18 protein-coding genes and 1 pseudogene are annotated in these 18370 nt (G+C 73.3%); 10 read left to right on the forward strand and 9 right to left on the reverse strand.

Going from position 1 to position 18370, the window contains the following annotated elements; genetic code table 11:
- Positions 1-10: 10 nt before the first annotated feature.
- Positions 11-1216, reverse strand: a complete 1206-nt coding sequence (locus OHS71_RS23235; protein WP_328481285.1) for a flavin-containing monooxygenase — start codon at positions 1214-1216, stop codon at positions 11-13.
- Between the two features lie 399 nt (positions 1217-1615).
- Between OHS71_RS23235 and OHS71_RS23240 the strand changes: the two genes are divergently transcribed.
- Both OHS71_RS23240 and OHS71_RS23245 read left to right on the forward strand, forming a co-directional pair.
- Positions 1616-2032, forward strand: coding sequence for a Zn-ribbon domain-containing OB-fold protein (locus tag OHS71_RS23240; RefSeq protein ID WP_328484607.1), 417 nt, complete (start codon positions 1616-1618; stop codon positions 2030-2032).
- A 44-nt stretch (positions 2033-2076) separates the two neighbouring features.
- Positions 2077-2730: a GNAT family N-acetyltransferase gene (locus tag OHS71_RS23245; protein ID WP_328481286.1), complete on the forward strand. Its 654-nt coding sequence runs from the start codon at positions 2077-2079 to the stop codon at positions 2728-2730.
- Between the two features lie 133 nt (positions 2731-2863).
- Here OHS71_RS23245 and OHS71_RS23250 read toward each other — a convergent pair whose 3' ends face one another.
- Positions 2864-3529: a pyridoxine/pyridoxamine 5'-phosphate oxidase gene (locus OHS71_RS23250; RefSeq protein ID WP_328481287.1), complete on the reverse strand. Its 666-nt coding sequence runs from the start codon at positions 3527-3529 to the stop codon at positions 2864-2866.
- 282 nt (positions 3530-3811) lie between these two features.
- On the opposite strand from OHS71_RS23250, the pseudogene OHS71_RS23255 reads away from it, so the two are divergent.
- Positions 3812-4174: pseudogene (locus tag OHS71_RS23255) on the forward strand (histidinol-phosphate aminotransferase family protein); the annotation flags it as partial.
- Positions 4175-4272: 98 nt separating this feature from the next.
- Here the strand turns inward: OHS71_RS23255 and OHS71_RS23260 are convergent.
- Entirely contained in the window at positions 4273-5460 is a 1188-nt protein-coding gene (locus tag OHS71_RS23260) for a thiolase C-terminal domain-containing protein (RefSeq protein ID WP_328481288.1), read from the reverse strand.
- Between the two features lie 113 nt (positions 5461-5573).
- Here OHS71_RS23260 and OHS71_RS23265 point away from each other — a divergent pair, with 113 nt between their 5' ends.
- Both OHS71_RS23265 and OHS71_RS23270 read left to right on the forward strand, forming a co-directional pair.
- Entirely contained in the window at positions 5574-6836 is a 1263-nt protein-coding gene (locus OHS71_RS23265; protein ID WP_328484608.1) for an acyl-CoA dehydrogenase family protein, read from the forward strand.
- Positions 6833-7306, forward strand: a complete 474-nt coding sequence (locus tag OHS71_RS23270) for a nitroreductase family deazaflavin-dependent oxidoreductase (protein WP_328481289.1) — start codon at positions 6833-6835, stop codon at positions 7304-7306. The genes OHS71_RS23265 and OHS71_RS23270 overlap by 4 nt, the downstream gene beginning before the upstream one ends.
- 34 nt (positions 7307-7340) lie before the next feature.
- On the opposite strand, the gene OHS71_RS23275 is transcribed toward OHS71_RS23270, so the two are convergent.
- Entirely contained in the window at positions 7341-7955 is a 615-nt protein-coding gene (locus OHS71_RS23275) for a LysE family translocator (protein ID WP_328481290.1), read from the reverse strand.
- A gap of 82 nt (positions 7956-8037) precedes the next feature.
- On the opposite strand from OHS71_RS23275, the gene OHS71_RS23280 reads away from it, so the two are divergent.
- A complete protein-coding gene (locus tag OHS71_RS23280) occupies positions 8038-8490 on the forward strand; it encodes an Lrp/AsnC family transcriptional regulator (protein WP_328481291.1) in 453 nt (150 codons plus the stop codon).
- A gap of 175 nt (positions 8491-8665) precedes the next feature.
- On the opposite strand, the gene OHS71_RS23285 is transcribed toward OHS71_RS23280, so the two are convergent.
- Positions 8666-9301 carry a TetR family transcriptional regulator gene (locus OHS71_RS23285; protein ID WP_328484609.1) on the reverse strand — a complete coding sequence of 212 codons (636 nt, stop codon included), beginning with the start codon at positions 9299-9301 and terminating at the stop codon, positions 8666-8668.
- A gap of 134 nt (positions 9302-9435) precedes the next feature.
- Between OHS71_RS23285 and OHS71_RS23290 the strand changes: the two genes are divergently transcribed.
- The 3 genes from OHS71_RS23290 to OHS71_RS23300 all read left to right on the forward strand — a co-directional run bounded on the left by OHS71_RS23290 (position 9436) and on the right by OHS71_RS23300 (position 13538).
- A complete protein-coding gene (locus OHS71_RS23290) occupies positions 9436-10158 on the forward strand; it encodes a VOC family protein (protein WP_328481292.1) in 723 nt (240 codons plus the stop codon).
- Between the two features lie 177 nt (positions 10159-10335).
- A complete protein-coding gene (locus OHS71_RS23295) occupies positions 10336-12708 on the forward strand; it encodes a serine/threonine-protein kinase (RefSeq protein ID WP_328481293.1) in 2373 nt (790 codons plus the stop codon).
- A 266-nt stretch (positions 12709-12974) separates the two neighbouring features.
- Entirely contained in the window at positions 12975-13538 is a 564-nt protein-coding gene (locus OHS71_RS23300) for a hypothetical protein (RefSeq protein ID WP_328481294.1), read from the forward strand.
- 450 nt (positions 13539-13988) lie between these two features.
- Here the strand turns inward: OHS71_RS23300 and OHS71_RS23305 are convergent, their stop codons facing one another.
- Genes OHS71_RS23305 through OHS71_RS23315 form a run of 3 tightly spaced genes read right to left on the reverse strand, consistent with a single transcriptional unit; the run spans position 13989 to position 16357 of the window.
- The gene (locus OHS71_RS23305; protein WP_328481295.1) at positions 13989-14762 is read right to left on the reverse strand and encodes an enoyl-CoA hydratase/isomerase family protein; all 774 of its coding nucleotides are present in this window, start codon (positions 14760-14762) and stop codon (positions 13989-13991) included.
- Positions 14759-15175 (reverse strand): Zn-ribbon domain-containing OB-fold protein, encoded by a 417-nt coding sequence (locus tag OHS71_RS23310; protein WP_328481296.1) that lies wholly within the window; start codon positions 15173-15175, stop codon positions 14759-14761. Before OHS71_RS23310 ends, OHS71_RS23305 begins: the two co-directional genes overlap by 4 nt.
- Positions 15176-15199: 24 nt before the next feature.
- Entirely contained in the window at positions 15200-16357 is a 1158-nt protein-coding gene (locus tag OHS71_RS23315; RefSeq protein WP_328481297.1) for a lipid-transfer protein, read from the reverse strand.
- Positions 16358-16449: 92 nt separating this feature from the next.
- On the opposite strand from OHS71_RS23315, the gene OHS71_RS23320 reads away from it, so the two are divergent.
- Positions 16450-18030: a FadD3 family acyl-CoA ligase gene (locus tag OHS71_RS23320; RefSeq protein WP_328481298.1), complete on the forward strand. Its 1581-nt coding sequence runs from the start codon at positions 16450-16452 to the stop codon at positions 18028-18030.
- A gap of 85 nt (positions 18031-18115) precedes the next feature.
- Here the strand turns inward: OHS71_RS23320 and OHS71_RS23325 are convergent, their stop codons facing one another.
- On the reverse strand, positions 18116-18316 hold the full coding sequence (locus tag OHS71_RS23325; RefSeq protein WP_328481299.1) for a hypothetical protein: 201 nt from the start codon (positions 18314-18316) through the stop codon (positions 18116-18118).
- Positions 18317-18370 lie beyond the last annotated feature (54 nt).

The following is an 18370-nucleotide window of genomic DNA, read 5'->3' on the forward strand; positions in this document are numbered from 1 at the left end:
GTGGGGCCGGCTACCGGGCCGGTTGCTGCCGGAGGAGGCGGCGGACGGCCTTCGCGATCTTCTCCGCGTCGATCGCCAGCTCGCGGAGCGTGCCGCTGATGGGGGTGGTGAAGCCGGTGAAGTACAGGCCGGGGGCGTCCTTCGGGGCGCGGGCGCCGTGCGCCACGGGTCTGCCGCGGTCGTCGAGCACTCCGAGGTGACCGACGAGGTCCTCCAGGGCGCGCACATACCCGGTGGCGGCGACGACGGCGTCCGGGGAGATCCGTGCGCCGTCGGCGAGGACCACCTTCCCGTCGTCCTCGAAGCCCTCCACGGCGGCCACGATCTCCACCCTGCCCTTGCGCACGGCGTCGATCAGGCCCACGTCCTGCACCGGGATCGCGCCGTCCTTGACGCGGGAGTAGAGGCCGCTGTCGGGGCGGGGCAGGCCGTGTGCCGACAGGTCCGGCACGCTGAGTTTCGCCATCGGGCGCGCGAGCCGGTCCACGAGGCGGACCGGCAGCCGCCGTACGAGCACGGCCGTGTACTGCGCCGCCCAGCCGGCCGTGGAGCGGCGCACGATGTGCGGGGCGGTGCGCACGGACAGCCGCACCCGGGCCGCGCCGCTCTCCACCAGGTCGACGGCGATCTCGGCGCCGGTGTTGCCGACGCCGACGACGAGCACGTCCCGGCCGGCGTACTCCTTGCCGCTGCGGTAGCCGGAGGCGTGCGCCAGGTCGCCGGCGAACGTCTCCCGGCCGGGCCACCGGGGCAGGTGCGGGGTGTGGTTGTAGCCGGTGGCGACGACCACCGCGGCGCCGACGAGCTCACGTCCGCCGGTGGCGTGCAGCAGCCAGCCGGTGCCGTCCGGGGTGCGCTCGACGCGCGACACCTCGACGCCGGTGACGATCTCCAGCTCATGCACCTCGGCGTACTTCTCGAGGTAACGCACCATGTCGTCGCGTGCCACCCACCGTCCGAAACGGCGCGGTACGGCCAGCCCGGGCAGGGCCGAGAGGCGGCGGGTGGTGTGCAGATGCAGCCGGTCGTAGTGGCGCCGCCAGGACGCGCCGACCCCGTCGGCCTTCTCCACCACGACGGCCCGTACGCCCTGGGCACGCAGCGCGTACGCGGTGGCGAGTCCGCCGGGGCCGCCGCCGATGACGTAGACGGGGCGGTCGGCCGGGTTCGCGGTGGTGATCGCCTGGGGGGCCGGGCGCGGTGCGGAGTCTTCCATGAGCGCGAGCGTAATCACGCCGACCGTTGATGGGTCTCGGTCAAGACCGGAATTGGTTGCGGATCGATCACGCGTGGGGGAAGCGCGGGTGCGACCGGTGACGTAGGCCACTTGGTCGGGCGCGGAGGGCCGAAGCGTGGCGCTCAGGATGGAGGGTGCGGCGCGAAGCGCGGAGGGCGGAGGGCGCCAGGAGCCGGCGAGGGGTCGCGGGGAGCGGAAGGGGTGCGACGCCCGGCCCGGATGGGCCGGGCCGGGCGTCGTGTGCCGACGGCGTCGGTGGGACGGGAAACAGACGTCACGGGTGACCCGCGGGTTCACGGCGGGAGCGCAGGTTCTTCTCTTGGAGACGCGTGGGGTTTCCCGGGGGCGACTGTCTGACGTACCGTCAGATCCATGGAGATGGGCAACCGTTTCGACATCCCCGAGGCCGACGCCTTCACGCGCGCGTACTGGGACGCGGCCGCCGCGGGCCGACTGCTGATCCGGCGCTGCGGGGCCTGCGCGCGGGCCCACCACTACCCCCGTGAGTTCTGCCCGTACTGCTGGAGCGAGGACGTGACCTGGGAGGACGCGAGCGGTCTGGCCACCCTCTACACATGGTCCGTCGTCCACCGCAACGACCTGCCGCCCTTCGGTGAGCGGACGCCGTACGTCGCGGCGGTGGTCGACCTGGCGGAGGGGCCGCGGATGTCGACGGAGGTGGTGGGGGGCGTCCCCGCCGAGCCGTGGCCGCAGCCGTGGCAGGGGCTGCGAGCGGGGCTGGACCTGGTGGTCGCGTTCCGGGAAGGGGTGCCGGTGTTCCGCCCCGCGCCGTGAAAGACCCGGGATGCCGTGAAAGAACCGGGGTGTTCAATGGCCGGATGACCGACATACGCGAGCCGCACGCGGCCCCCCACGCCACCGGTCCGCACGGCCACGGGCTGGCCCTGCGGCCCTGGCACCCGGAGTCCGACACCGACGTGGACGCCTGGCTGCGCGGGCACACCGACCCCGGCTTCCGGCGCTGGAACACCCCAGTGCGCACGATCACCGACACTGCCGGCGCCCGGCAGTCGATCGAGGCCAGGAACGCGGACGGGGCGGCCGGGAGCGCCATGACGTTCTGCGTGACCGACGCCGCCGACGGCACGGTCCTCGGGCAGATCTCGGTGAACATGATCGACCGCGTGCTGAGCTTCGCCAGGGTCGGCTACTGGGTCCTTCCGGAGGCACGCGGCCGGCACGTCGCGACCCGCTCCCTGCTGCTCGCCTCGACCTGGGCGTTCACCGAGGTCGGCCTGCACCGGCTGGAACTGGGCCACGCGCTCGGTCACGACGCCTCCTGCCGGGTCGCCGAGCGCTGCGGGTTCCGGTACGAGGGGACCCTGCGCGGAGCGATGTGGGAGGCGGACCGCCGGGACGCCTTCCGGGACGTCCACCTGCACGGACGGCTGGCGACGGACCCGGAGCCGGAGTGGCGTCGAGGGTCCGGGCGGAACGAGGAGCCGGCGGACGGGGACCACGCGCCGCGCTGACTCCTTCGAGTGGCTGGGAGAACCTGGCACGACAACAGCCACGCGAGAGAACACCTGCCGCGCCCGGACGGTCATACGCACGGCGTCGCGGGGACAGGGTGCCCCCACGGACGGGGGGCCCTGTCCGCCGTTCTCAGGGCCAGAGTTGCTCTCTCGTCCAGGACCCGCCCGCCCGGCGGTACCTCAGCCGGGCGTGACGGCGGGCGCCGTCCCCCTGGAAGAACTCCACCTCGTCCGGACGCAGTCGGTACAGCGTCCAGGTCGGGGACGTGGCCGTCGGGTTTTGGTGGGCGTGCTCCCAGGCGGCCTCCGACGCTCTCGTCAATTCCTCCGCCGAGGTGAGGACCTCGCTCTGCCTTCCGGTCAGCGCGGCGGCCAGGGCGCCTGTCGAGCGGGCGTGCAGATCGGCCTGGGCCTCCTCGGAGGGGGCGGACGTGACCGGGCCGCGTACCCGGACCTGGCGGCCCAGTACCGGCCAGTAGAAGGTGAGGGCCGCGTACGGCCGGGCGGCGAGCTGACGTCCCTTGCGGCTGGTGGCGTGCGTCGCGAAGACCCAGCCGCCCGCGTCGGCACCGTGCAGCATCACGATGCGGGCGTCGGGCAGACCCTCCTCGTCCGAGGTCGACAGCGTCATCGTGTGCGGTTCCCGCTCACCCGCCGCCACCACCTCGGCGAACCACTCCGTGAAGAGGGACAGCGGCTCGGCGGGCGCCGCCCCCGGCGCGAAGGGCGGTAGTCCGGTCACCGCCGGATCCCACACCCGCAGTGACCTGAGCAGCTCATGAAGATCCTTGGCCATGCAGCGAGTATGCGGTCAGTGCCGGGCGAACTGGACCTTCGTCGACTGCACCGCGTTCGCCCGGACCGTGATTCCCTCGACCGTCAGCTGTTCGCCGTAGAGTCGGTGAGCCGGAGCGGGCCGCCGCAGCCGGCGCCCTGCGCCGGCACCCGTCCGTGGCCGCCCCTCGCCATCCCGGACGACGACGCCGGATCGCCCTGACGGCGATCCGGCCACCCCTGCCCCACTCCGCGGGAGCGAGCACTCACCCCGGCGGGACCGGGCACCCTGCCCGAAAGGCAGGTGGACTGGCGGCTGGACATGCCGTTCGCCCCCCGGCCCGGCGGCTGCGAACACGGTGGCGCCTCGTTCACCGCCATCGGCGCGGACTTCCGCAGCCTGCACCGGCGCCATCGGATCGTCGCGGCCGACGTGCTGGACGCCTGGTTCCCGCCCGCCCCGGGGGCGCGGGCCGCGCTCACGGAGGATCCGGCCTGGGCCGCCCGGACCTCGCCGCCGACCGGTGCCGAGGCACTGCTGGCGGAGATCGCCACGGCCCGCACGCTGCCGGTGGAGACCCTCGCGGTCGGCGCCGGTTCGTCCGACCTGATCTTCAGGGCGTTCGGCCGCCTGCTGACCCCGGACAGCAGGATGCTGCTACCGGATCGACTCCCCGTTCGTCGCACTGGCGGTGCTGCTGGTCCTGGGCTGACCCTCGGCGGCCGGCCGGGCGTGATCCGCCGGGAGGGGCGGCGCGGCGGGTCTCAGTCCCGTCCCAGGACCACCGTCCCCGACGAGCAGAACCACCCGCCGGTCCCGGAGGCGACGCCCAGCCGGGGCAGACCCCCGTCCGTCGCCCGCACCTGGCGGTCCCCTCCCTCGCCCCGTAGCTGCCGTACCGCCTCCACCAGCAGGAACAGTCCGCGCATCCCCGGATGCTGGGCCGAGAGCCCGCCCCCGTCGGTGTTCACCGGCAGGGCGCCGGACAGGGTCAGCCGGCCCTTCTCCACGAACGCGCCGCCCTCGCCCTTCGCGCAGAAGCCGAGGTCCTCCAGGGTCACGAGCGTCATGTACGTGAACGCGTCGTAGATCTCGGCGAAGTCCATCTCCTCGGCGCCCACGCCCGCCCGGTCGAACGCCAGCCGGCCGCTCACCGCCGCCGGCGTGACCGTGAAGTCGTCCCACTCGGACATCGAGGCGTGCGAGACGTGCTCCCCCGTCCCGAGGATCCACACCGGGGCGGTGCGGCAGTCGCGTACGTACTCCTCGGCCGCCAGGAGGACCGCCGCGCCGCCGTCGGAGCGCAGACAGCAGTGCAGTTTCGTGAACGGGTCGGCGATCATCGGCCCGGACAGGACGTCGTCCACCGTCACCGGGTCGCGGAACATCGCGTCGGGGTTCAGGGCCGCGTTCGCACGCGCCTGGACCGCCACCTCCGCCAACTGCTCGATCGTCGTGCCGTACTGGAGCATGTGACGGCGGGCGGCCATCGCGTACTTGGCGATCAGGGTGTGGCCGTAGGGAACCTCGAACTGGAGCGGGCCGCGGCCGCCGAAGGCGAAGGTGCCGGTGCGGCGGCCGGCACGGATGTCCGCGCGGGGCGTCGAGGCGTACGCGAGGAGGACCGCGTTCGCGTGTCCTGCGGCTATCGCGTCGGCGGCGTGCGCCGCCATGACCTCCCAGGTCGAACCGCCCACCGAGGTGGAGTCGACCCAGGTCGGGCGCAGGCCCAGGTAGTCCGCGACCTCGACGGGGGCCAGCGTGCCGAGTCCGGCGGACGCGAATCCGTCCACCCGCGACCGGTCGAGACCCGCGTCCGCCAGTGCCCGCCGGGCGGCCTGGGCGTGCAGGGCGTACGGGGTCGCGTCGTCCACCCGGCCGCAGTCGGAGAGGGCGACGCCGACCACGGCCACCTTCCGGTTACCGCCTGCCGATTCGGATGCGGGTGCCATAGATCTGACGGTACATCAGATCAGGTCCGCGCCGACAGGTGCCGCCTCTCTGTGCATTCCCCTCGCACCGCCCTAATATGACGGACCGTCAGATACGGATGAGAGGGGTGGCCATGGACCCCGGCTTCACCGCCGAGCAGGACGGGATCCGCCGCACGTTGCGCGAACTGCTCCACAAACGCTGCGGCCCCGAGGAACTCCGCGCCGCACTCGACACCCCCGCCGGCCACGACCGCGCCCTGTGGACGGCCCTGGCCGAGCAGCTCGGACTGCCCGGCCTCGCGCTCCCCGAGGCGTACGGCGGAGTCGGCTGCCCTCTCGCCGACCTCGTCCTGGCCGCCGAGGAGACCGGCCGGGCACTCGCGCCCTCCCCGCTCCTCGCGACCTCCGTCCTCGCCGCGCCGCTGATCCTCGCCCTGGGCACCCCCGCCCAGCGCGCCGGCCTGCTGCCCCGGATCTGCGACGGCACCCTGACCGCCGCCCTGGCCGTCCCCGCGCCCGCCCTCGCCACCGCCCTCGCCCTCACCGGCCCCCCGGACGGCGACTGGTCCGGCGGAGGGCGCGCGGGCGGGGTCCAGGCCCGGCTCGTCCAGGGCGCCTGGCGGCTGTACGGGGAGGCCCCGCAGGTGCTCGACGGGCACAGCGCCGGGACACTGGTGGTCGCCGCGCACACCGGCGGGTACGCACGGTCGCGCAGCCTGCTGTTCCTCGTGGCGGGGGACGCCGCCGGGCTCGTCCGCACCCGGCAGACCGCCCTGGACGCGACGCGTCCGCAGGCACGGGTGCAACTGCGGGACGTTCGAGCCGACCTGCTCGGCGGTGAGGGTGCGGGGAGCGAGGAGAGCGGCGTCCTGGCAGCGCTCGCCCGCGTCGGTGACGTCGCCGCCGCCTTCCTCGCCTGCGAGGCCGTCGGGGCGGCCGGTCGTGCGCTGGAGCGGACGGTCGGGTACCTCGGACAGCGGGAGCAGTTCGGGCGGGTGATCGGATCCTTCCAGGCGGTCCAGCACCGGCTGGCCGATGTGTATGTGCAGGTCCAGGCGGCCCGGTCCGCCGCGTACTACGCCGCCTGGGCCACGGGTGGCCCGGGCGGTCCCGACGGCCGCGCGGACTCCGGGGACTCCGGGGACTCCGGGGACCCCGGAAACGGTGAGCGGGTCGGCGGGCTCGCTCTCGCCCAGGCGCTGGAGGCGCTGCGGTGCGCCGCCGCCGAGGGCGTCCAGTTGCACGGCGGCATCGGTTTCACCTGGGAGCACGAGGCGCACCTGTCCTTCAAGCGGGCCGCGGGCGACGACCTGCTGTTCGGGCCCGTGCACCGGCTGCGGGCCCGTGCGGCCGAGATGTCCCGCCTCTTCGAGCGGACGGAGGTGCCGGTGTGATCGGCGTCCGGATGGTGCAGAAGGTGTCCTCGACCCGGGCTTTCGCGAAGGTCGCTCCGCATGTCATCCCCGCCCTCGACCGGGCGGTCCACCGGCTCACCCGGGGAAAGGTACTGCTCAGCGCCCAGATGCTGCCCGGGGTGATCCTGACGTCCACCGGGGCGAGGAGTGGACTGCCGCGTCGTGCGCCGCTGGCCTGTATGCCCGAGGAGGGCGGCGCGAGCTGGGTCCTGATCGGCTCGAACTTCGGCCGCACCGGGCACCCCGCCTGGACCGGCAACCTCCTCGCCCGCCCGGAGGCCGAGATCAGCTGGAAGGGCCGGGACATTCCGGTGACGGCGGAGCTGCTGACGGGGGAGGAGCGGGCGGCCGTCTGGAAGTCGCTGCTGGCCTTCTGGCCGCCGTACGCGACGTACCAGGCGAGGGTCGAGCGCGAGATCCGGCTGTTCCGGCTCACGCCCCGGAGATAGGGCAGGCCGGGCGGGCCCGGTCGGCGCGCGGTGTTTACAGCGCGTGCTGGAGCAGCAGGAACGTGCCGATCCCCAGCATCGCCGCTCCCGAGGTGCGGGTCACCGCCCGGGCCGCCGCAGGGCGGGCGCCCAGCAGCCTGCGGGCCAGGACGCCCACCGTCAGGTACACCGCGGCGCAGCACGCCATGTGCAGCAGCCCCAGGGCGGTCGTCTGCACGGCGACCGGCAGGCGCCCGTCCCCCGGGGTGAGGAACTGCGGCAGGACCGAGAGGTAGAGCAGCAGGCCCTTGGGGTTCAGCCCGCTGATCGTGGCCCCGCGCAGGAACACCCGCGGGCCACCCTCGGCGATCTCCTCGCCCGCGCCCGGTGTCCCCGGCCGGCGCAGAACGGCCCACCCCAGCCACACCAGGTACGCGGCGCCCGCCACCGTCAGCCCGGTCAGCAGTGCCGGTGAGCCCGCGACCAGCACCGCGAGCCCCGCCGCGGCCAGCGCCGTGTGCAGGGCGTACCCGCTCACCAGGCCGCTCACCGCCGCGCCCACGGAACGGCCGCGCAGCCCGGCGGAGATCACGTACGCCCAGTCGGCGCCCGGCACGCACACCAGCAGCAGGTCCACGGCGAGGAAAGAAATCAGCGTTCCCGAGTCCATGCCGGTGACATTAGGCGCGATGCGGCCGAAAGTGTTCCCGAAGTTTTCCCAGACAGCGGCCTGGCGGGGCAATATCTCCCCCATGGACGACGTGGACCGGAAGATTCTTGCCGAACTCCAGCAGGACGGGCGGCTGACCGTGACCGAGCTGGCCGCGCGGGTGCGGCTGAGCGTCTCGCCGTGCCACCGGCGGCTGCGGGAACTGGAGCGGTCCGGGGCGATCAGCGGCTACCGGGCGGTGGTCGAGCCGGCCGCCGTCGGGCTCAGCTTCGAGGCGCTGGTCTTCGTCTCGATGCGGCAGGAGGACCGGGACACGGTCGCCGAGTTCGAGCGGGCGGTGGGGGAGGTGGAGCACGTCCTGGACGCGCAGCGGCTGTTCGGGGAGCCCGACTACCTGCTGCGGGTGGCCACCGCGGACCTCGCGGCCTTCCAGCGGCTGTACGACGAGCGCCTCGCCACCCTGCCGGGGGTGCAGCGGCTGACCTCGACGCTGGTGATGAAGCACGTGGTGAAGGACCGGGCGCTGCCCGCGTGAGCCAGGGCGGTGGTACGGGTCGGAGCGCTCGCACGGGTCGGGGCAGCCGCGTGAGCCGAAGCGCCCGCTCGAGCCGGAACGCCCGCACGGCGCCGACAGCGCGGCAGGCGGCAGCTCACCGGGTGAGCTGCCGCCTGGCAGACAGGACTTGACCGTAAAAGGAGCGGGGGCCGGGCTACTTCGTCGGCTTCCTGCCGGTGACGCCCAGGTGCACCAACAGTGCCAGATTCGGCTTGAGTTCAGCCTGCTTGACGCCCCAGGTCTGGAAGCCCTTCTGGTGCGAGGCGACCGCCGCGAGCATCGCGACGAGCGCACCGGCGACCGCGGCCGGGTTCACGTCCTTGTCGACCCTGCCCTTGGACTGCAACTCGGCGACCGCGTCCGACAGGGAGTTGTTCACCGAGTTGAGGATCTTCATGCGGAGTTTGTAGAAGCGCTTGTCCCCCTCCGCCGCCCCGAGGTCGACCACCCGGAGGATCGCGTCGTTCTTCCGCCAGAACTCCAGGAAGCCGTCAACGAGTTCCTGAGCCGTCTGCCAGCCCGCCTTGCCGACCCATGACCGCCCCGCGACCAGTTCGGTCAACTCGGCGCCCTCGGCGGCCATTTGCTCGGCGATCTCCAGGACGGCGCCCTCGACGTCCGGGAAGTACTGGTAGAACGTCGCGGGTGAAGTGCCCGCCTTCCGCGCGACATCGATGACCTTGACGTCCCGGTAGGGAGAGGAGCTGAGCATCTCGCTGAGGCAGTCGAGCAGCTTCTGCCGCGTCGCCTGCCCGCGCCGACCGGCCACGCGGCCGTCGACGGTACGCACTTGTCCTGTCATGCCGTCAGCTTACCGAGGGGTGATCGGAGCGCTATTCGGCCGACTGCAAATGGGGTGCGCGGGGGCACGGAGGCGGGTGTGCCTGGTCTGCGGCTTGCGTGAACCGCCGTTAGTTTGGCTGCATGGCCGAAAACAGGGCATCGGTGTACGCAGAGGGCGTCCCCTGCTGGGTGGACGCACAGCTCCCCGACGTGGACGCGGGCAAGCGGTTCTACGGCGATCTCTTCGGGTGGGACTTCGAGGAGGCGTACGGCTCCTCCGTGTGGGCCCGGCTGGAGGGGGCGCCGGTGGCGGCGCTCGCCCACAAGACGGACGGCCGGATGCCCACCGTGTGGACGGTGTACTTCGCGACGCCGGACGCGCAGAAGACCGTCCGCCGCATCCGTAGCGCCGGCGGGCAGGTCGTCATGGGGCCGCTGCCGGTCGGCGGGGCGGGCACCGGCGTGCTCGCCGCCGACCCCGAGGGCGCGGTCTTCGGCCTGTGGCAGCCGGCCGGCCACCCCGGCTTCGGCGTACGGCACAAGCCCGGCTCCTTCGCCTGGGCGCAGCTCTACGCCCGTGACACCGAGGCCGCCAACACCTTCTACGGCCATCTCTTCCACGAGGCGCTGTTCGGCGAGGGCGCCGAGCCCGACTTCGGGCGGGCGCCGGTCGGTGACGTCTTCCCGGAGGTCATGCCGCCGCACTTCCTCGTCCACTTCGGGGTGGCGGACTGCGAGAGCGCCCTCGGTGCGGTGAGCCGGCTCGGCGGGCGGGTGCAGGCGGGTCCGTTCACCGCCTCCTACGGAATTGTGGCCGTCGTCACGGACAATCAAGGGGCGTCGTTCGCACTTCTCCAGCGCTGACCATGCTGTATACGCATATATGAAATGAGACACCCCGATTGCCCCCGGGTTCGCAACCGGCCGCCCGGCCAGGAAGAATCAGGGTGCGTGCCGCCAGGGCGGTGCGGTGGGTGAGACGCTGCACGGGGCCGTGTGCACAAGTGGGTGACGCGGTTCGTACGGGGAGGTGGCAGGCAAGTGGTGGATCAGCTGACGCAGCACGATCCGCGGCGGATCGGGCCGTTCGAGGTGCTGGGACGGCTGGGCGCCGGCGGCATGGGGCTGGTCTATCTGGCCCGCTCGGCCTCGGGCCGGCGCGTGGCGATCAAGACGGTCCGGACCGAGCTCGCCGAGGACCAGCTCTTCCGGGTGCGGTTCACGCGCGAGGTGGAGGCGGCCCGGGCGGTCTCCGGCTTCTACACGGCCGCCGTCGTCGACGCCGATCCCCGCGCCGCCGTGCCCTGGCTGGCCACCGCGTACGTTCCCGCGCCCTCCCTCGAGGAAATAGTGAACGACTGCGGGCCGATGCCGGCCCAGGCGGTGCGCTGGCTGGCGGCGGGCGTCGCCGAGGCGCTCCAGTCGATCCACGGGGCGGGGCTGGTCCACCGTGACCTCAAGCCGTCCAACGTGCTCGTCGTCGAGGACGGGCCCCGGGTGATCGACTTCGGTATCGCGTCCGGCGTCTCGAACACGCGTTTGACGATGACGAACGTCGCGGTCGGCACCCCCGCCTACATGTCCCCCGAGCAGGCGAAGGACTCGCGCAGCGTGACCGGCGCGAGCGATGTCTTCTCGCTCGGCTCGATGCTCGTCTTCGCCGCCACCGGACATCCGCCCTTCCACGGCGCCAACCCGGTCGAGACGGTCTTCATGCTGCTGCGCGAGGGACCGGACCTGGAGGGTCTGCCCGACGAGCTGCGCCCGCTCATCGAGTCCTGCATGCAGATGGAGGCGACGGCCCGCCCCAACCCGGCCGACCTCCAGGCCCAGCTCGCCCCCCATCTCTTCGGCTCCGGCTCCGACGACAGCGGTACGGCGTCGGCCTGGCTGCCCGAGAAGGCCGTCACCCTCATCGAGACGCGCCGTGGCGGGCGCCCGGTGAAGCCGGCGCCCCCGAGCCCCCGCAGCGCGGGCGGCGGCGTCGGCATGGGCCGCCCCGCCGGGCCGGTCGTACCGCCCCCGCCGTCGCACGCCCCCGTGGTCCTCACCCGCCCGGCGCCGGTGGCCGTCGGCGCCCCCGACGCCGGTCCGGTCCGGCTGGCGGGCGCGGCCGTGCCGATCGGGCCCGGTCCGCGGGTCGCCGACGTACGCGCCACGGCCGCCGTGAAGGCGCCGGTGGCCGAGCCGGGCCTGGTCGCCGACTGGGCCCGCCCGCGCCCCGGCGTGAACGGCGCGGACACCGCGATGCCGGCCACCCAGGGTGCGCCCCCGGAGACCCCGGCGGGCTGGCGGCCCTGGCGTTTTCGCATGTCGAACGATGTGTGGGGCACGCCCTCCGTCGCCGGGGACCTCGTCTACGTCACCTCCTTCGAGGTGCACGCCCTGGACGTGGCCACGGGGCGCCGTCGCTTCAAGACACGGGACGTGGCCTGGTCGATGGCGGTCGCGGACGGCCGGGTGCACGCCTCCGACGGCCCCACCCTGTTCGCCCTGGACGCCCGCGAGGGCGGTGACCTGTGGCGGCTGTCGACGGATGCCTGGGTGTACTCCCTCAAGGCCGACCGGGGCACGGTCGTCACCGGCACGCGCGGCGGCGGGGTCCAGGCGTGGGAGGCCTCGGCCGGACAGAAACTCTGGGAGATCAGCGGCTGCCAGACCGACTTCGAGTCCCCGGAGGCCGGGCCCGCCCTGCACGAGGGCACGGTATTCGTCTGGCAGGACGCCCGGCTCAGAGCCCTGGACGCCCGCACGGGTGAGGAACGCTGGGCGTACCCGATCGGCGACACGGCCTCCTGCGGGGGCGTCCCGGTGCGGGTCACCCCCGCCTCGGACGGCTATGTCTACCTCGCCGCCGGCACCCGAGTCCTCGCCGTCGACATCGCGAGCGGCATGGTGCGCTGGCATTTCGAGGCGCCGGCGGTGTTCCTGTCGCCGCCGACCTTCGTCCCCGGCCCGGCGGTGACCGGCGGCGGCGTCTACCTCGCCGACTACCTCGGCACCGTGTACGCCCTCGACGCCACCGACGGCCGCGACCGCTGGCGCATCGCCACCGAGGCCCGGTCGTCCGTCGACCCGGTGCTGGTGGCCGCCGGCCATGTCCACGTCGGCAGCGGCAAGGGGCTCTACACCCTGGACGCGGTCACCGGCACTCCCAAGTGGCGCTTCCAGGCGGGCGGCGACATCGTGGGCGCCCCGGCGGTCGCGGAAGGCCGTATCCACTTCGGCTCGACGGACCACCTGCTCTACACCCTGAAGGCCGACGACGGCCGGCTGCGCTGGAAGCTGGCGACCGGCGGCGAGATCACCGGCTCACCCGTGGTCCGCGACGGCGTCGTGTACGCGTCCAGCAAGGACCGCTGCGTGTACGCCCTGGACGCGGAGAAGGGCACGGGCACGGCGAGAACGGCCTGAGCGGGTGCCCCCGGCGACTGCGGTGACCCCCGCGCCCCACGCGACCCGTCACCTCCTGCGGCTCGCGGCTGCTGAGGCTTCCGCGGCCCCGGCGGCCGGTTGCGGGGACGGCCGTCGTGCCGGGTACGCGCGGAAGGGGATCCGGACGGCGGCCGTCGCTGCGGGGGAGCGGCCCGTTCGCCGCCCTCACCGCAGACGCTACGCCGGGGACGGGCCGGTCGCCCCTCGGTGACATGGTCGTGACAGGGTTTGCTTACGCTGCCCTTATGGATCGACGGGGACAGAAACTCAGGTTCACAGCGGTGGCGGTGCTGGTCGTACTGGCGCTGACCGGGTTCTCGACGGGCCGGGGCCACGGTCACGGCAGCCATCACAGCGGTGGCGGGGGCGGGTGCAGCAGCTCCGGGCAGGATCACGACAGCTCGTCGTCGACATCGGGTTCGACGTCGAGCGGCTCGTCCGGCGGTACCTACCGCGACTACGACGACGATGACGACTACGACTCCGACGACTACACGGACGGCACTTCCGGCGGCGGCTCCTCGAGCACGTCCGCGACGCTCCAGGACGCCTCGGTCGAGCTGATCGGCTGCGCCACGCCGAGCGAGGCGTACGCGACGGTCGAGGTCACCAACCCGAACGCGTCCGGCGGCTACTTCACCGTCACGGTCGACTTCCTCGACGCCGGCTCCGGCACGGTGGAGGAGCGGAGCACGGACGCATACGTCGGCGGGAACGACACGGCGACCGTACAGGTGGACCTGTCCGGCCCGGCCGCCGCGGCGAAGGTCGACCACTGCGACCCGGAGCCGTCCGCGCCGGCGCGCTGACCGGACCCTCTCAACGGGCGGACGGTTCCGCACGGTCCGGCGCTGTGCTGCGCATCGGTCTCCGGGGCCGCCTTCCTGGGCGAGCAGAAGACCGTGCGTCACCGTCTCCGGGGCGGCCGGGCCCTGGTCACCGTCCGTCTTCCGGGCTCACCGGACCTGGTCCGCGAGGGTCCGGCGGGCCGCTGCCCTCCCCGGCCCGCCTCCGGGGTCCCGCCCACGACCGCCGCCGGGCAGGTTTGGTGCGCCCCGCTCATACAGATGGAGCGGGCCCGCTGCGTACGCGCGGTGAGGGGTGACCGCATCGAGCTCGTCCGGCCGTGGCGCAGTGGCTGCGCACCGGCGGCCGTTCAGGCCGGCCCCGGCCCGTGCGGACCGGTGGATGCTCTGCCCCGGCCGGTGCGGACCGTGGGTGCTCCGCTCGGCGGCGTTGGGGTGTTCGAAGAGGGCGGGTCAGCGGATGCGGGGGGTGGCGGAGGAGCGGCCGGTGAACAGTTCCGCCTGGCGTTCGGTGGGGAGGTTGCCCAGCGAGATGAGGTGCGGTGCTTGGGCGAAGCCCATCGTGCGGGCCGCCTCCTTCGCCGCCCACAGCGCCCGCACGGTGCCCTGGACGCCGGCGGCGGGATACCCGGCGACGACGGTGGCGCAGGCGACGGCGGCGGCCGACGCCTGCCCGCTGTCGGTGAGTTCGGACACCAGCCCGACTTCGTGGGCGCGCCGGGCGGAGATCCGTTCGGCCGTCCCCATCAGCATCATCCGCGCGACCTCCCCGTACGGCATCCGCTGCGCCAGGAGCACCGACTCGTACGCGCTGACCATCCCGTACGTGGTGTGCGGGTCGAAGAACACGGCGTCGGCGCCGGCCACGATGAACTCGCACTCCCCGAGCAGGTAGAAGGCGCCCCCGCAGGCCATGCCCTCCACGGCGGCGACGACCGGCTTCCACAGGTCGTTCGCCTTGGGTCCGACGGTGAGCAGCGGGTCGTCCTGCATGTAGGGGGAGCCGGGCTGCGGCACGACGGCGTCCCGGTCGAGGCCGGTGCAGAACGCCCGCCGTCCGGCCCCGGTGAGCACGACCGCCCGTACCGAGTCGTCGAACCGCAACTCCCGCCACACGTCCTTCAGTTCGCGGACGGTCTCGAGGTCGAGGGCGTTGAGCCGGGCCGGCCGGTCGAGGGTGACGACGGCGACGCCGGTGTCCTTGTCGGTGCCGAGGCGTACCGTCACGGCCGCTCCAGAACCCACTGCGGGAGCCCGTCGCCGTCGAAGACGACCTGCACGCGGGCGCCGATCCGGACGCGGTCGGGGGAGAGGGAGTTCAGTGGGGCGCCGGGGCCGCTCACCAGGTTTCCCACCACCCGGATGCGGGGCGCCTCGGCCAGCTCGACCAGGATCACGTTGTAGGGGGCGTGTGCGGCGTAGTCGGGCAGCAGGGGCGGATGCGGGACGACGTAGGACCAGATCCGCCCGCGTCCCGACATCAGCCGCCACTCGCTCGCGAAGGACCGGCAGTGCGGGCAGCAGGGGCGGGGCGGGAAGCGGGGTTCGCCGCAGTCGCCGCAGGTCTGGACACGGAGTTCGCCCTGGGCGGCGTACCGCCAGAAGGGGGCGCCGTCGGCGTCGGTGACGGGGCTGAGCATCGCTGGATCAACTCCTCGGTGCGTTCAGTTCCGGAGCAGCAGGGCGGAGGTCGGGACGCCCTCACCGGCGGTGACGAGGCAGGTCGCGGCGTTCGGCACCTGGGCGGTGCTGGTCCCGCGCAGCTGCTTCACGCCCTCGTTGATGAGGTTGAAGCCGTGTACGTAGGCCTCGCTGAGCCCGCCGCCGCCGGTGTTGAGGGGCAGCCGTCCGCCGGTCTCCAGGGCGCCTCCCTCGGTGAACGCCCCACCCTCTCCCCGGCCGCAGAACCCGTACCCCTCCAGGGAGAGCGGCACGAGGGGGGTGAAGGCGTCGTAGATCTGCGCGACGTCGACGTCGGACGGGGTGAAGTCGGCGTGCTTCCACAGGTGCCGGGCGGCGGCCCAGGCGGGGCCGGTGAGCGGGTCGTCGTTCCAGTAGTTGACCATGCCGTGGTGCTGGGCGGGCAGGCCCTGGGCGGCGGAGTGGACGTAGACGGGCGTCCGGCGGCAGTCGCGGGCCCGTTCGCCGCTCACCACCACGCAGGCCAACGCCCCGTCCGTCTCGAGGCAGTTGTCGTACAGGCACAGGGGTTCGCTGATCCACCGGGACGACATGTACATCTCGCGGGTGAGGGGCCGTTCGTACATCACGGCGGCCGGGTTCTGGTTGGCGCGGTTGCGGCAGGCGAGGGCCACGTTGAAGAGGTGGTCGCGGGTGGCGCCGTACTCGTGCAGATAGCGGCGGGCGAGCATGGCTATCTCGTCGGCGGGCCGCAGCAGACCGAAGGGCCGGGTCCACTGGGCCGGGGTGGGGAGCTGGACGGCCGTGTTGGTCCAGGGCCGGGGTCCTGAGCCCCTCTTGCGCGACCGCCAGGCCACTCCCACCGTCGCCTGTCCGGAGGCGATGGCCGAGGCGAGGTGGGCGACGGTGGCGCAGGAACCGCCGCCGCCGAAACCGATCTTGCTGAAGAAGGTCAGGTCCCCGAACCCGACGGCCTTCGCGAGCTCGACCTCGTCCGTCTCCTCCATGGTGTAGGAGGCGAGGGCGTCGACCTCCCCCGGATCGATCCCGGCGTCGTCGAGGGCGGCGAGCACGGCCCGGCAGGCGAGGGTCCGCTCGTCCTCGGGGAGGTGTTTCGCGAAGGGCGTCTGCCCGATGCCGACGATGGCGGTGGCGTCCTTGAGTCCGGTCCCTGCGGGCATGCTGCACGCACCTCCACACGGCGACTGCGCTGCTGACAGTGCGTCAGGTTACCGCTAATCTGACGGGTAGTCAGCTAGTGGGGAGGCTGGTCATGCGCGGTGACATGGAGTGGGGAACGATCCCCGGCCTGGTCCGCTGGGCGGCCGAGCGGTACGCGGAGACCGAGGCGGTGGTGGAGGGCCGCACCCGGATCACGTACGCCGAGCTCGGCGCCCGGGTCGAACGCGCGACGGCGGCCTGCCTGGCGCTCGGCGTGCGGACGGGCGACCGGGTGGGAATCTGGGCCCCCAACTCCCTGGACTGGATGGTGGCCGCGCTGGGCGCGGTGGGGGCCGGAGCCGTGCTCGTCCCCCTGAACACGCGCTTCAAGGGCGCCGAGGCGGCCGATGTGCTGCGCCGCAGCGGAGCCCGTCTGCTGTTCGTCACCGGCACGTTCCTCGGGACGTCGTACGTGGCGTCGCTGCGCCGGGCCGCGGCGGAGGGCGACGGGGACGGCCCGCTGCCGGGGCTCCCCGCGCTGGAGCGGGTGGTGGTGCTCTCCGACGACGCCCCGGCGGACTTCGGCACCTGGAAGGACTTCCTGGCGGGCGGCGAGGGCACCGGTACGGCGGAGGTCCGCGCGCGGGCGGACGAGGTGACCGGGGAACGGCCCTCGGACATCGTCTTCACCTCGGGCACCACGGGCCGCCCCAAGGGGGCGGTGATCACGCACGCGCAGACGCTGCGGGCGTACGAGGTGTGGTCCGACCTCGCGGGGCTGCGGCACGGCGACCGCTACCTGATCGTGAACCCCTTCTTCCACACCTTCGGCTACAAGGCGGGCGTGATCGCCTGTCTGATGCGGGGTGCGACGATGATCCCCCAGCCGGTGTTCGACGTGGACACGGTCCTGGCGAACGTGGCGTCGGAACGGGTGTCGGTCCTTCCCGGGCCGCCGACGCTCCATCAGTCGCTCCTGGACCACGCGGCACGGGACACGTACGACCTGTCGGCGCTGCGGCTGGTGGTGACGGGCGCGGCGGTCGTGCCGCTGCGGCTCGTCGAACGCCTGCGGGGCGAACTCGGCGTGGAGACCGTCCTGACGGCGTACGGCCTCTCGGAGGCGAGCGGCATCGTCACCATGTGCCGGCGCGGGGACGACCCCGCGGTCATCGCCTCGACGTCGGGCCGTGCGATCCCCGGCACCGAGGTGCGGGTGGACGCGGCGCCGGGCGAACCGGGGGAGGTCCTGGTCCGGGGCTTCAACGTCATGCGGGGCTACTACGAGGACGAGGCGGCGACGGCGCAGGCGCTGACCCCGGACGGCTGGCTGCGCACCGGCGACGTGGGCGTCCTGGACGCCGCCGGCAACCTCCGGATCACCGACCGCCTCAAGGACATGTTCATCGTCGGCGGCTTCAACGCCTACCCGGCGGAGATAGAGCAACGCCTCGGCCTGCACCCGGATGTGGCCGACGTGGCGGTGATCGGCGTCCCGGACCCCCGGCTGGGCGAGGTGGGCAGGGCGTACGTGGTCCGGCGGCCGGGCGCGGTGTCCACGGCCGACGACCTGATCGCCTGGGCCCGCCGCGAGATGGCCAACTACAAGGTCCCGAGGACGGTCGAGTTCGTGACGACGCTGCCGCGCAACGCGAGCGGCAAGGTGATGAAGGGGGCGTTGCGGGCCCGGTGACAGGCTGACCCGCAACGCCCGGACACGCCTCGGCCGCGGTGGCTCCCCCTCCGAGCCACCGCGGCCGATTCCCGTGAGACGGTGCTTACTTGCCGCCGCCCAGGCCCAGGGCGGGCGGCACCGGCGCGTGGTTCTCCAGAGTGACGATCTTGTCGTCGGCCGCCGGCGCGGCCGCCTCGGTCTCCGGCGACGTGGGCTGGGGCCGCTCCGGCAGGATCGGAGCGTGGTTCTCCATCGTGGTGATGTCCGCGGTGACGTCCGTCGGCTGCTTCTCGGTGCTGCTCATGTTCGGCTCCCCCTGGGAGTTCTCAAGTGAGTGAGGCGCCTCTGTCCGGCGATT

The sequence above is a fragment of the Streptomyces sp. NBC_00377 genome (assembly GCF_036075115.1).
In the GTDB taxonomy this organism is placed as follows: Bacteria; Actinomycetota; Actinomycetes; order Streptomycetales; family Streptomycetaceae; genus Streptomyces.